Annotated in this window: 10 protein-coding genes and 2 pseudogenes; 10 read left to right on the top strand and 2 right to left on the bottom strand. The window is 34.8% G+C overall.

Translation table 11 applies throughout. The annotated features are described in order from the left end of the window. Positions 1 to 196 precede the first annotated feature (196 nt). The 4 genes from ACB089_RS14530 (at position 197) to ACB089_RS14515 (ending at position 3,086) form a co-directional block, all read left to right on the top strand. Positions 197 to 514, top strand: a complete 318-nt coding sequence (locus tag ACB089_RS14530; protein ID WP_374967042.1) for a hypothetical protein — start codon at positions 197 to 199, stop codon at positions 512 to 514. A 16-nt stretch (positions 515 to 530) separates the two neighbouring features. Beyond that, positions 531 to 836 carry a DUF3784 domain-containing protein gene (locus tag ACB089_RS14525; RefSeq protein ID WP_374967041.1) on the top strand — a complete coding sequence of 102 codons (306 nt, stop codon included), beginning with the start codon at positions 531 to 533 and terminating at the stop codon, positions 834 to 836. 13 nt (positions 837 to 849) lie between these two features. Continuing rightward, entirely contained in the window at positions 850 to 1,620 is a 771-nt protein-coding gene (locus tag ACB089_RS14520; RefSeq protein WP_374967040.1) for a CPBP family intramembrane glutamic endopeptidase, read from the top strand. A gap of 1,130 nt (positions 1,621 to 2,750) precedes the next feature. After that, positions 2,751 to 3,086 (top strand): histidine kinase, encoded by a 336-nt coding sequence (locus ACB089_RS14515; protein WP_374967039.1) that lies wholly within the window; start codon positions 2,751 to 2,753, stop codon positions 3,084 to 3,086. Between the two features lie 342 nt (positions 3,087 to 3,428). On the opposite strand, the gene ACB089_RS14510 is transcribed toward ACB089_RS14515, so the two are convergent. Next, the gene (locus tag ACB089_RS14510) at positions 3,429 to 4,325 is read right to left on the bottom strand and encodes a DegV family protein (protein WP_374967038.1); all 897 of its coding nucleotides are present in this window, start codon (positions 4,323 to 4,325) and stop codon (positions 3,429 to 3,431) included. Between the two features lie 433 nt (positions 4,326 to 4,758). Here ACB089_RS14510 and ACB089_RS14505 point away from each other — a divergent pair, with 433 nt between their 5' ends. The 5 genes and pseudogenes from ACB089_RS14505 to ACB089_RS14485 all read left to right on the top strand — a co-directional run bounded on the left by ACB089_RS14505 (position 4,759) and on the right by ACB089_RS14485 (position 11,000). Next, positions 4,759 to 5,310: a toprim domain-containing protein gene (locus ACB089_RS14505; protein ID WP_374967037.1), complete on the top strand. Its 552-nt coding sequence runs from the start codon at positions 4,759 to 4,761 to the stop codon at positions 5,308 to 5,310. 699 nt (positions 5,311 to 6,009) lie between these two features. Further along, on the top strand, positions 6,010 to 7,905 hold the full coding sequence (ltrA, locus tag ACB089_RS14500) for a group II intron reverse transcriptase/maturase (RefSeq protein WP_374967036.1): 1,896 nt from the start codon (positions 6,010 to 6,012) through the stop codon (positions 7,903 to 7,905). Between the two features lie 122 nt (positions 7,906 to 8,027). Then, a complete protein-coding gene (locus ACB089_RS14495) occupies positions 8,028 to 9,653 on the top strand; it encodes a DNA topoisomerase (RefSeq protein WP_374967035.1) in 1,626 nt (541 codons plus the stop codon). Positions 9,654 to 9,758: 105 nt separating this feature from the next. Continuing rightward, positions 9,759 to 10,047: pseudogene (locus tag ACB089_RS14490) on the top strand (topoisomerase C-terminal repeat-containing protein); the annotation flags it as partial. 231 nt (positions 10,048 to 10,278) lie between these two features. Next, positions 10,279 to 11,000 (top strand): annotated as a pseudogene (locus ACB089_RS14485) (nucleotidyltransferase). 299 nt (positions 11,001 to 11,299) lie between these two features. Here the strand turns inward: ACB089_RS14485 and ACB089_RS14480 are convergent. Then, positions 11,300 to 11,812: a peroxiredoxin family protein gene (locus ACB089_RS14480; RefSeq protein ID WP_374967034.1), complete on the bottom strand. Its 513-nt coding sequence runs from the start codon at positions 11,810 to 11,812 to the stop codon at positions 11,300 to 11,302. Positions 11,813 to 12,185: 373 nt separating this feature from the next. Between ACB089_RS14480 and ACB089_RS14475 the strand changes: the two genes are divergently transcribed. Then, complete coding sequence (locus ACB089_RS14475) at positions 12,186 to 13,232, top strand: ankyrin repeat domain-containing protein (RefSeq protein ID WP_374967033.1); 1,047 nt, start codon at positions 12,186 to 12,188, stop codon at positions 13,230 to 13,232. The last annotated feature ends 368 nt before the right edge of the window (positions 13,233 to 13,600 follow it).

The raw sequence follows: 13,600 nt of genomic DNA, 5'->3' as shown, positions 1-13,600 counted from the left end.
GCGATTGTTCAATTAGAGCAATCGCTTCTTGTGCTAACGGTGCAGTTTAGTTGAATAGTGTTGTTTAACTTGTGTTCAACAATTGGGCCATTTAATGGAATAATATTACCAAGAGAAACTAGATTTATATTTTTGTGTTAATATTAGTATTATATTACAAAAATACTAAACCTAGGTGATAATAGGAGAGATTGAGGTGATTTATTTGAAGAAAGCAATGACACTTCTGGCTTTCATTTTTATTGGTATTTTTATGATAGGCTCTTTTCCTTCGATTACAAGTGCTAGTTCGTGTGCATATTTACCAAGTGTAGAAGAATTTGAACGTTCAAAAGCCGTATTTAGTGGGAAAGTCGTTGATATAAAAGAGAGACTAAGTTTAAAAGGATATACAACTAAATCAGTTCTTTTTGAGGTAACGAACGCCTGGAAGGGTGTTGAACGATCACAAATTATCTTTACTACTGGTCAAGGTGGTGGAGATTGTGGATATAATTTTATAAAGGGAGAATAAAGGGAGGACAAAAGAAATGGGAATTGAAATGGTAATCGGCCTAGTTATCGGTGTATTTTTAATTTGGGCTGGCTATATTGTTCGGACAAAACAGGCATTTGCATTTCTTGCAGGTTTCAGGGAAACATGGGAACCGGTTAATAAAGAAAGACTAGGGAACAGAGTCGGTATTCTCTTAATTATTATAGGTGTTATAGCCATTTTTACATCTATTTTTACCATATGGTTTGGGGCTACAGTTGGAAAAATCTCTGGGGTCTTGGCTATTATTGATACGATTATGATAATTATAGTAATCGGATTAGATCAAATAGGATATTGAAAGGAGAGTACACGTGGGAAACTGGAGAATAAAACTAGTCCTGTTATTTACGATATTAAATACAATAGGAATATTCGCTATAATTCCATATGAGATAACTTTAATGGGCGATCAACCTGTACCGGGAGATATACCAACTTCATTAATAGTTATTATAAATTCAACTTTTCAAGTTTTATATATGTTTGTATTGATATTGGTTGGTTTAAGACTTCAAAATCGTACAGGGTTAAATGCTCGACTATTAAATGGAATTGTTTATCCTAAGACACGAGTACATATCTCAAAAAAGTGGTTAATCAATAGTATTGTTGGAGCATTAATTGGAAGCGTTATTATAATTCTTCTTGATTTATTCGTATTTAGCCCTTTGATTGGAGCACCCATGAATCAAGTTCCTTCACCAAATTGGTGGCAAGGTTTACTTGCTTCATTATACGGAGGATTTACAGAAGAAATAATGCTTCGATTGTTTGGCATGACGTTCATTGTATGGTTATTGGCCTGGATAACAAAAAAAGAAAAGGATAACATTCCTAATAGTTTTTACTATGTTGCAATTTTTCTTGTAGCAATAATATTTGGATTAGGGCATTTGCCAGCGACAATACTAGTATTCGGCGATCTATCTACAATTATTGTAATACGGGCATTGGTGTTAAATGGGCTCTTAGGCTTGTGGTTTGGTTATTTGTACTGGAGGAAGGGCTTAGAATATGCAATGATTGCACATATGTCAGCAGATATCTTTCTTCACGTTCTATTTGCGTCAATACTCTATTAAGCAATCGGGCGCGATTGTTGGTGCGACACATTCCTGGCTCAGATGAGATGTGGATAACACAATCTTGGTAAAGGTCAGGCAATTTACGATTTAAATTGAAGGATATTATCAAGGAGCCGAATGATGAGGTAACGCTCAGAAAGGCTCCCCCTGCGTCGAATAGCATGTTATTTAGTAAGGGAAAGCGTGTTATAAGCTCGGCTAATAGGCGTGAGAATTTACCGTAACAGTTCGGCTGACGAAAGTCTACCCGATGGGGTGGTGTAAATCATTGTGTTTGGGTTGAACAAATATGGTGAGAATGCAATGAAATACAATAAGATACTGTATTACTGACGAACTTCTGAATGTACGGGTCTAGACGCGCGTTATATAGAAATGTATTTACTACTAAATGTAGGGTTAGCTATGGGTGAGTAAGAATCAACAATATAAAAATCCATCTTGTGTTACAGGCACATGCGATGCTAACAGGCTCATAGGGAGCACCTAAGTTTGTTCCATAATAGATAATGTTCAACGTGGTAAGCTGATAACGTGGAGAGCTTACTCTTGATGAAGCGTTGAGAAGGAAAATAATCGTGAAATTAGCGAGTATATAACTTCTCTTTATATCAGTGAAAGTGGTGGTATAGTAGCATTGAAGCGTGTAATGAACGTGGAGGGATAGCCACTGCGATTGTTCAATAGAGCAGTCGCTTTTTTACTAACGATGTAGAATACTTTAATAAGATTTGAATTACGTTGTTTAGAAAAGGAATATTAAATCTTATGGTATCGGGCATCATTGAGAATTCTTTTTAGTCATCCCAATATGGGCTTTTGGAGTACTACTGATGTGGAGATTCGTTTCCAAAGACAAATTAGAAAATGCTTCTCATTTTAAAATAATATTGAGTAATTCTCTGCTTTGGTTTAACTATCCCTTTAGGTTTAATGTTTGCGTTTGAATTCATATAAGAATATTGGGAAGAAAGATAAAGAATTAAGTTATTTTCTTGTTAAACTCCCATGAAAGAACGTAATAATCTTTCATTTTTTGTGGTGTAGCGTTGATTTTACGCGACATGGATGGCTAACGGGTGATTTAGATATATTCTTGATACTTGATATGGCGGAAGGAGAGGAAAATGAAAAAAAAAATAATTATTTTTAATCTGTTATTTTGTATAGTAGTTATTTTTGTTAATTACAATTATTTTAATTCTAAATCTCGAAACGCTATCGCATACAACTATGTGGAAAACTATATTGAAACTAACTATGGCATTGCTAGAGAAAATTTAAAATCTGAAGAAATCGATTACATGAGAGGAATGGGTTTGTTTGAAATAGAAGTTAAAGATATAGAAACTAAAAATTATTACTTTTTTGAAGTGGATATTAACGATGACTATTCATTATATTATATAAAAGATCTTACTGAGCTTCATCGTAAAAATCATCATAAAAATCAAGCTGATTAAAGAAAGTTTATTTCAACAGGTAGCAGCAATATTTTGAGAAAGATATAAAGTTTTACAATACAACAATATATCCTGACTTATAAAGCATTCTTGAGAGAGTGCTTTTTTATTATGTTTAAAATTAGGAGGAAAAGATAAATGAATCATCCATTAAATAGGCATATTAATCATATGATTAGTATGCCTATTTAGTTATGGGATGGTGTTAATTTTGAGTTTCTTAAAAAAATCTCCTGTTTGTTAGTGTTTACTTAAGCTAAAATGCTCTCTGACTGGATAATAGTTGGTTTATAGGAATTTCGCAACTTCATGTATCTACAATAATTTAGATTACAATTATGTTTATATAGTAACTAATTCAGCTTTGTTTTGCTTAAGTGGTGCAAGCGCTGGTAGACGTACCCAACTTAAACCAAGCGTTCCTTCACCTGCATGAACCGCTACACAAGCACTTAGTGGTAATACGGAGAAGTTTATGAGCGGATATTCGTTCTCTAAAGCTTTTTTCCAAGCGGTTGCGCCTTCTTCATCATTACAGTGAATAATTGCAACTTCAGGGATAATACTTTTTTCTAGATCTGTATTTAAAACATTTTGTACATATGTTTTAGCTCTAGTCGTAGCGCGTACTTTTTCTTTCATAACGGGCTTCCCATCTTCAAATGATATGACAACTTTAATATTCAACAAGTTACTTAAAAATGCTTGAGTCCCTGAAACTCGACCACTTTTATGTAATTGTGATAAGCTAGCCGGAATAAATGAAAGCTCACTGTTATCTGCCATCTCATTGATTCTTTCAACAATATAGCCAGGTTCAAAACCTTCACGCTCTAACTGCTGACCGAGTTCAATCATTTTCATCATCGGAAATGACCCGATTTTTGAATCCACTGGATATACTTCAAATTCAGCTTGATCAGCTGCTGTGAAAGCGCTTTGATAAGTGCCCGAAAGATGTTGAGAGGTATGAATTGCAATTGCACATGTATACCCTTGTTCTTTTAATGATTTATATAAGTCTACAACTTCACCAATAGCAGGTTGTGATGTCTTTGGATTTTTTTTAGCATTTCGTAGCTTTTCGTAAAACTGATCATGTGTCATATCAACAGTTTCGCGTAAAGCCCCTTCTTCGAACACTATATTAAGTGGTAATACGTGAATTTGATTGTCCTGTATGAACTTTTCATCTAACAATGCTGCTGTATCTGTAACCCATGCAATTTTCTTTCCCATTTAAAAGTAATCCCCTTCATCTATCGTAGAATATTATTCATTTTATATGTAACTATACACAGATAAGATCATCATGAGTAGTGACATTTATAATGCTGTATTTATTTTTTTGCAATCTTCGACATTATTTCGACAATAATTGCGATAAAAAAGTAAGCCCGAAATATAAAAAAAGCGCACCTTTTCGGTAGAAACATCCTTTCTACGGCCAATCAAATTAGAGGCTGGTGCAGCAACCTGAGTTGGATGAATCTCCCATGAGTGCTTTGTAAGGGTGCTTCTGGTACAAAGATCTTAGTAAGTGATATTTTAAATTGTTTAAAGTAAAATAGAAGTAAGGTATTTCACAATAAACTCAACTAATCTGATTAGTTGAGTTTTATGTTTTTATATAAAAATCTACTAAAATATTTTAAAGAAGATGTGATGATTAATGGGAAAAATCGCAATTTTGGCAGAGAAACCATCTCAAGCAAGAGCTTATGCAGACGCATTTAAAATTAAACAAAAAGAGAAAGTATTTATAGAATTGGAACCTTGTTCTACTTTTCCTGAGGGTGCAGTAATTACCTGGGCAGTTGGTCATCTTGTTGAATTAAAGGAACCAAAAGAATATCAAAAAGAATGGGAGAAATGGTCGCTTGGATCATTACCTATCCTTCCACAAAAATTTGAAGATAAAGTTGTCTCTAAAATGTATTCACAATTTAATGCAGTAAAAAAAATCTTTAGTGATCCGCAAGTAACAATGATTTATAACTGCTGCGATAGTGAACGTGAGGGCTCAAATATCTTCTACTCACTTTTAAAAATGACGAAAGTAAATAAGCCTGTTAAACGATTATGGATCAATTCATTAGAGGTTGAGGAAATACGAAAAGGTTTTAATACTATGCAAAGTAATGAGCGTGATTTGCTCATGTACCAAGAAGCAAAAACACGTCAAATTAGCGATTGGTTAGTTGGCATGAGTGCGACACGTTAGATAGTGAAAAGCTATCTTATTCCAAACGTGCTGTGAAAAGCTTAAATGGAATAAAGTCCTATTTCGAATAGTGGAATGATAGGGTAACTCCTTGAAACGCTATCTTTAATACTCCGACATGCTATAAGTAGAATGTGTAATCGAAAGTAGTGTGAAGCTCGGTGAAGTCGGGTGAAGTATACCGTAGTAGTCAATTGAATAACCGAAAAGGCAATAGAGGTATTGTCCGTATATGATAGCTCGGAAGTCGTTAAAAACTTAGTATGGTGAGAATGTGGTAATACACTGACGAACTGGCGAATGTACGTCCCAACGACTGACCTTGAGAAATCTAGGTTTATCATTTTGTGGTTGAGTAAGAATTCATGCTATGAAAGACCATGCAACGTTAAAGGCGTTGGATAAAATGGTGGGGCATAGTCAGCACCTAACCTAATGTAAGTCAGATAGAAATAGGGCAACGTGGAAAGCTAGAAACGTGGAGAGGACACACTCGGTGAAGCGTTACAAGGAAATACGTGGTTTGCGAATAACCTTGTTTAGTTCTAGTGAGAGCAGTGGCATGAGCGTTGATGTTCTTGTAATGAGAACGGAGCAATAGCCACAAGTCAATTTAGTTTAGTTATCAGAAACCCTAATCATTTTTTCATAGGTTCGTGTAAGACAACTAAAACACGTCCAAATAGGAAGTGATTAACTATGAGTAACGAGCTAAAAGAGGGATTGAAAGATAGCAAGTTAAGACATGCCGAATATTATGGCATGACTGATATATTTGACTCGCTTTATCTCAATAGCTCTGAAAACGCAAATTTCAAGAATCTTATGCAATATATTATTTCTGATGAAAACCTACTGCTTGCGTACCGCAACATTAAACGCAATAAGGGTAGTTATACAGCAGGAATTGATAAGCTAACAATCAAAGACATTGAAAAACTTAGCACCAACGAATACCTAACTATCATGAAAAAACGTTTTGCTTGGTATCAACCTAGGAAAGTTAAACGTGTCGATATACCTAAGCCAAATGGTAAAACAAGACCCCTTGGAATAGGTTCGATATGGGATAGGTTGGCACAACAAAGCATTCTTCAAGTGCTTGAACCAATCTGTGAAGCGAAATTCAGTGACCACAGTTATGGTTTCAGACCTAACAGGTCAGTAGAGCAGGCAATTGTAGCTTGTGGAAATAGGATTAACTTCAACCAATGTCAGTACGTAGTTGATGTCGATATTAAAGGTTTCTTTGACGAAGTATGCCATAGCAAACTTATGAAACAACTATGGACTTTAGGTATCAGAGATAAAAAGTTATTATCCATTATTGGTAAAATGCTCAAATCTCCAATAAAATTACCTAACGGCAAGGTGGTAATTCCAACAAAAGGGACACCACAAGGAGCTGTGCTATCGCCTCTACTTGCCAACATTAACCTTAACGAGTTCGATTGGTGGATGTCTAATCAGTGGCAAGACCGTCGCTGTAAAGAAATCATCAACCAATATGCTAAAGGTAAAGGTGAAGTAAAATCTAACCACTACCGAAAACTTAGGTCAAACACATCACTTAAAGAATTCTACTATGTCAGATACGCAGACGACTTCAAAATCTTTTGCAAAGACAAAGACACTGCTGAACGCATATTCAATGCTAGTAAGTTGTGGTTGGAGGATAGATTAAGACTTCCTATTTCGACCGAAAAGTCAGGAATTACAGACTTACGGGCAGAACGAAGTTCGTTTTTAGGGTTTGAAATTAAGGCTGAAAAGAAAGGCAAAAGATATGTCATGCACACACATGTGTCGCAAAAGGCTATCCAGAGTATCCGGTTTCAACTCAAAAATCAGGTACGAGCAATTCAAAAAAGCCCAAACTCAAATAAAACAGTCGCCGAAATTAGTAGATACAACGCTTTAGTGATAGGTATTCATAATTATTACGGAATTGCTTCACATGTTTCAACTGATATAAACGGAATTCACTACTCTATAGTCAAAAGTATGAAAAGCCGTCTACGTGGGTTAAGCAAAACAGGTGAAATCAAAACCAAAGATAAAGGTATTCGTAGATACATGAAATCCAGCAACATGAAATTTCTTTGTGGTGCACCTATCATTCCCATTGGATATGTGAAACATAGGAAGCCAGTAGGGAAAAAGAAAAGTGTATGCAAGTATACCCCTACGGGGAGGGCTGAAATACACAAAAATCAAACCCTAATATCTGAATACGTACTTCAATGGTTACGAGAGAATCCTGTTATTAACGACAGAGCAACGATTGAATATAATGACAACAGAATATCTAAATTTGTCGCCCAACATGGTAAATGTGCAGTTTCTGGACGTGAGTTACTGTTCAATGAAATTCACTGTCACCACATCACACCTTACCATGTGTCCAAAGACGATAGATATAACAATCTAGTGATTGTTCATAGTGATATTCATAAATTGATTCACACCCATGAACCAATGTTGATTAATTCAGTGTTAAACTCGTTCGACTTAAACCAAAATCAGTTAGAAAAACTCAACAAATTCCGTTTAAAAATTGGTAACGAAGCTATTCAATGTCAAATAGCTCTATAAGATGCAAATGAAATTCTGCGTACCAAAAATGTTACTAGATTAGGGGAAACTAAGATAAGACTAAATTGAGGGAACGCCGTGTGCGGGGAAACTCGCACGCACGGTGTGGAGCGGGGGAAAAGTTGGAGATAATTTCAAAGACTTACCTATCGCTATACTGTAGTCGTCTATATACGCTACTTTTACAAAAAAAAGGCTTTAAGGGTAGTATCTCCATCGGACGTGTGCAATCGCCAACCGTATATTTAATTTATAAAAGACAGCAGGAAATCGAACATTTCAAGCCTGAAAATTTTTATGAAATTGAAGGGATTTTTAAAGCACAAAATGGTGTATATAAAGGGAAGGCAAAGTTAAAAACAAAAGAGCGTGCAGAGGCTGTGCAATTATTGCAACACCATGGGGTTGAACCGGTGGATACGGGTCTAATTACGAGTGTAACGAACAAAACGAAGCGTATTGCACCACCCAAACTACATGCGTTATCAACATTACAAGCCGCCGCTAATAGACGTTGGAAATACAGTCCGTCACATGTGTTGAAACTTACGCAATCACTTTATGAGAAAAAGCTTGTTTCTTACCCACGTACCGATTCACAGCTCATTACACATAATGAGTTTGCCTATTTAAATGAATCATTGGCAAAATATCAGCAGCTCGTGGGAAAGTCATTTAATGCGTTGAATCGAGGGAATAACAAACGCTACGTCGACAGTGCCAACGTTGGGGAGCACTATGCTATTATTCCAACGAAAAAAGTGCCGACAGAAAAAGCGTTACAATCAATGAATGCTGATGAACGCAATATTTATTTCGAAATAGTCAATACGACACTCGCCATGTTTCATCAAGATTATGAATACGATGAAAAAACGATTATAACGAATGTCAAAAATTTAGAGTTTAAAACGGTAGGGAAAACAGAACTTGTAAAAGGTTGGAAAGAATTGTTTTCAAGTGAAAAAGAGTTGCAGGAGCGTGAAGAGTCGTTACCTGTCGTTTTCCAAGATGAGATGGTACAAAGTAAGGTTTCTATTCTAGAAGGCACGACAACGCCTCCTAAACCTTATACAGAAGGGCAACTCATTACGATGATGAAAACATGTGGTAAATCAGTTGAGGATGAAGAAGAAATCGAGGTGCTGAAATCGATTGAAGGTATTGGTACAGAAGCAACTCGGAGTGGCATTATAGAGACGATTAAAAAGCATGGATTTATTGAAGTACGAAAAAACATAGTACACATTATGCCGAAAGGGGAGCTTTTATGTCGGTCAATTGAAGGGACATTACTCTCAAGTCCATCTATGACTGCAAAATGGGAAATCTACTTAAATAAAATTGGTCGTGGGGAAGGCTCTGCTAAACATTTCATTGAAAGTATAGGCAAATTTGTTAATCAATTAATAGCGGAGGTGCCTAAACAGTTAGAGTCACTCACAATTGATGCTGAGCAGTTTAAACCAGCTGTTGTGAAAGATATTGTGATGTGTCCGACATGTAAAGTAGGAAAAATAGGTTTGCGTAAAAGCTTTTACGGTTGCTCGAATTATAAAAATGGTTGTAAGCAAACGTTCCCAGGAAGGTTATTAGGAAAAAAACTAACTGAAAAGAACATTAATGATTTATGTAAGATTGGTAAAACAGCTGTGGTTAAAGGATTTAAATCAAAGAATGGTAAACAATTTAATGCGTCACTCCGTTTGGTAGAAGGAAAAATTGAATTTGAGTTTAATGAAAAGTAAAAGCGGAAGAGATTTATCATCTATTCCGCAAAAAAACTTATAAATTGAATTTATCTTGTAGTTTTTGAAATATTAAGATGTGACACTCAGCGAAGTAACACGAGCGAATGCCCATTATGTGCTCATAGCGTAATCGAAGGGCAAAAAGGCTTTGGCTGCAGTAACTGGAAAAAGGGCTGCAAATTTGTCATCTGGAAAAACGATAAATTTTTAGCCACGATGAAGAAGAAGTCTAGCAAAACTATGGTGAAGAAATTGCTAGCTGACGGAACGGTGTTGGTGAAAGGCTTAACGAGTAAAAAGGGTCTAAATTTGATGCTCATTTAACATATGAAAAAATCTAGATAACGAATATTTTAGCTGGAAGGTGGAGTTTGCTGAAAAGAAGGATTAATTTTACATTAATTCTCTACTACCCTAAACTTCCAAAATGAAATAGGATAGCGTGTTCACTATAGAACGTGCTATCCTTTTTTTATATGAAATAGATATAATGTTCAGATATTCGAAAAATTACTATTAGATATAATATCATTAGTTGTTTTTATTCGTCAGGGGACAAATCCCGCAGGCATAGTATAGTAGGTAGACTAAGTTACTATAAATCTTTAAAAGGAGATATGTGATGACTACTATTAGAGAAATTGGAAGCTTATGTGTTACTGATAGAGATGGCTACATTATTAACCATTCAGACTGGAATAAAATCAACCCAATTTTTCTTCCTGTGATATACGATGTAGTTAATACGTATTCCACTCATCTTCAAGATGACTTACATAGTGTATACATAAGAGGTTCCATTCCAAAAGGGATAGGTATTGAAGGAGTAGCTGACTTAGACACAATAGCGGTTACGAAAATAAAATAAATAGTTTCATACTTAAAACCCATGGAATATGTGTGTTTGGAGAAGACTTGATACCTCAATTACCAAGATATAGAGCTGACGAAGCTTTAGCAAATGACCACCTTATTCATTTACAAGGTCAAATTAAAAATGCCTGTGACGATCTTCAAGATAATTTTGATATAGAAGATATTAAAGATTGTTGCAAGTGGATTATGAAAATTATAGTAAGAGCTGGACTTGCACTTGCCATAACCAAAGAAAACATATATACAAGGGATTTATACCCTGCTTATAAATTGTTTTCGAAATATTTCCCTGAAAAGGAAAATGACATGAGAAAAGCACTTGAATATGCAATAATACCCATAATAGATACAAACTTATTGTTATCGTTTTTAAATGAATTTGGAACGTGGATGGTTAGTGAAGCTGATAAATGGCTACAGTTCTACAACCCTAATAGAGAATTAAACATGAAACTATCATCTAATTAAGATTCTGTATAAGTAGCTAAAAATGGAATTAGCTTTGTTATTTTAGCCTACATTATCCACGTTATAACAGACGGAATTGATTCCACATACAGAAAAAGGTAATCACATTTTAGTCATGTCTCATATGGGATTACCTTTTATTTTTAAGCATTTTTAGATTTTAGGTCAATCGTATAATACAAATAAGGTTTGATCAAAAATACTTCTTTAAACTCAAATTTTACGATAAAAAAACTATTCGAGATTGATCATTTTCTTCGTATGTTGCTCAACAATTACGAACAATCAAATATTTTTATTTATGGATTTGTTTTTAAATTTTTTCCAATATATTGGACAATCTTGCGAAGTTCTGTAGATGATGGGCGCCCAAATGGACTAGTTTGTTTTTGTTGATATAGCAGTTGTCCATTTTCATCAACTAGGAAATAAGCCGGCTCTCCATGCTTGCCATGATCCTCATAGGGTGCATCTTCTCCATGATAAAAAACATCATATGCTTTTAATGTTTTTAACTCTTCATCAGCCAAGACAGTAAAAGTAAGATTGTGCTCATCAACCATTTTCTTTAAATTTTCCAATCGATCTGTTGAGAGGGTAATTAGATGTACATTCTTGCCTTCAAAATAACTTTTATTTTCTTCAAGCTCTTTTAATTCATGAAGACAAACAGGGCACCACGATCCTCTGAAAAAGATAATGAGATGCCAACTTCTATGCTGATTTTGATGAGATTCTAAAGAGAATTTTCCTCCATTAACTGCTGGAAGAGTGAAATCGGGTACTTTATCACCCAAATTAAATATAGACATGCGTATCCTCCTTAAAATTGAAAATTCTATTCCTCCTTAATAGTATTTCCTGTTTTGAATTTGCTATGTAAAATAAAAAAATACATATACCTTCTATATTCATGATAGTAGCTAAAATTTCGAGTCATCTTTGTCGGTATATCATCTTCAATAATTCGTCCTTCATTTTGATTGTACGAGCTATCTAATTGATTTCTCGCGCTTTTTAGCTAAATAGACTAAAATGGGATTTTGATCTAATATGCTGAGTATGTAAGAATAATATACTTTTCCTTTTCCTAAAATTAAGTGTGAAAAATCCATTTTTATTATTATTAATATCTATAATGGAATCGCCACTTGCACTAGAGAAAAGGTAGGGAGGCATGAATATATGAAAAACCTTGAAGATTTAATAAATGCAATTATTAATGAGTCAATACTAAGGGGAAGAACGTATACCTATTTAATTTTAGGGACTAAGAATTTATTTACGAGCGGATATTTTACTATTGTTAATAATGAAGCATCATATGATGGTGACATTACGATTGCACTTTTTAATAAGTATCTCAGCGAGATTAAGACTTTTATGCAGGGACAGGGCATTCTTTGTATCAAAGTAGATGCGGGTACATTAGCTGAGCATTGCTTGGTGAAAGATATGAACCCTGAACTCCTTGATATGGATGTTTTTGAGTTACTTAATTATCAAAGGTACGGTTGGGAACCCATGGAGGGGGAAAGAAAAGAAGTTTTGCAGAAATCGTTACGGGCGGAAAAAATTAAAATTACATTAGTCTTTGCGTGTTATATGAATGATTTGGACCGAATTAGAGAGTTAGTTATCCGTGCAAAAAAGTCTGATTTGGATAAGATCTTGGAATCTCGGGGCACTCCATTACAGTTTTGCAGTATGCACAATAATGTTGAGGCATTTCGATTATTAGCCGAAAGAGGCGCAAACGTAGGTAAACGAGCTCTCGCACAAACACCTCTTGAAATTGCTTTTAAATATTCAAGCGATATTGTTAATTATATTCATTCGGAATATCCAGATACTTATGAGAAAGAGGTAAAAAAGAAAGGTTTTGGGATCGCTCTTCATTGTCAAGATATAGTTCTACTAGAGGACATTTTAAAATTAGGCTGCGACATGGACAAGGAAAGAAAGCCATTCCCTCCACTGCACAATTTTGCGGATACTAATAACGTTATCGGAATTAAATTCCTTTTGGATCGTGGAGCTAATATTGAATGCAGGAATCAGTACAAACAAACAGCGCTGCATAGGGCAATTAAGGCTAGAAATACTGCTGCTGTTGAAATGCTATTAAAATACGGAGCGGACATTTATGCTAAAGATCATGAAGGAAAAACAGCTTTAGATTTAGCGGAAACTTGTGAAAATAAAGATGTTTTACATTTTATAGGAAAATAATAGTGGGGATGTACGAAGACGATTTAATAATAAAGGCAAAGATACAGCAATGCTTTTGAAAATAAATGAGCTGAGTAATCCAGTTGAACTACGTATACAACCGATTTAAATTCAAATGTAATCAATTCAAAGCCACACGATTAATGAAACATTAATTTATAAGGTTATGGGGAATTTTATTAGTGTTTATACAGTAGAATTAATCGATGGTGGATTCTATATAACTGTATTAAACCCATAATAGTAATGTATAAAAAACCGTACTTAGACTAGTCACGGTGAACCGTATCATAAGTAAGTGAGGTTTTTTTGAAAAATAGTACAGCACCTCCCCAAATAGTGGAATAAGTGTTTTTCTGTTGTTTGAC

This window comes from Lysinibacillus sp. RS10 (assembly GCF_041956855.1).
GTDB lineage: Bacteria > Bacillota > Bacilli > Bacillales_A > Planococcaceae > Lysinibacillus > Lysinibacillus xylanilyticus_A.
The sequence above is the reverse complement of the archived record's forward strand: the minus strand, read 5'-3'. Positions and strand labels throughout refer to the sequence as shown.

Excerpts from the sequence above, each read along its gene's own strand:
- ACB089_RS14525 (WP_374967041.1), top strand. The coding sequence starts at position 531 with ATGGGAATTGAAATGGTAATCGGCCTAGTTATCGGTGTATTTTTAATT.
- ACB089_RS14515 (WP_374967039.1), top strand. The coding sequence starts at position 2,751 with ATGAAAAAAAAAATAATTATTTTTAATCTGTTATTTTGTATAGTAGTT.
- ACB089_RS14510 (WP_374967038.1), bottom strand. The coding sequence starts at position 4,325 with ATGGGAAAGAAAATTGCATGGGTTACAGATACAGCAGCATTGTTAGAT.
- ACB089_RS14505 (WP_374967037.1), top strand. The coding sequence starts at position 4,759 with ATGGGAAAAATCGCAATTTTGGCAGAGAAACCATCTCAAGCAAGAGCT.
- ltrA (WP_374967036.1), top strand. The coding sequence starts at position 6,010 with ATGAGTAACGAGCTAAAAGAGGGATTGAAAGATAGCAAGTTAAGACAT.
- ACB089_RS14480 (WP_374967034.1), bottom strand. The coding sequence starts at position 11,812 with ATGTCTATATTTAATTTGGGTGATAAAGTACCCGATTTCACTCTTCCA.
- ACB089_RS14475 (WP_374967033.1), top strand. The coding sequence starts at position 12,186 with ATGAAAAACCTTGAAGATTTAATAAATGCAATTATTAATGAGTCAATA.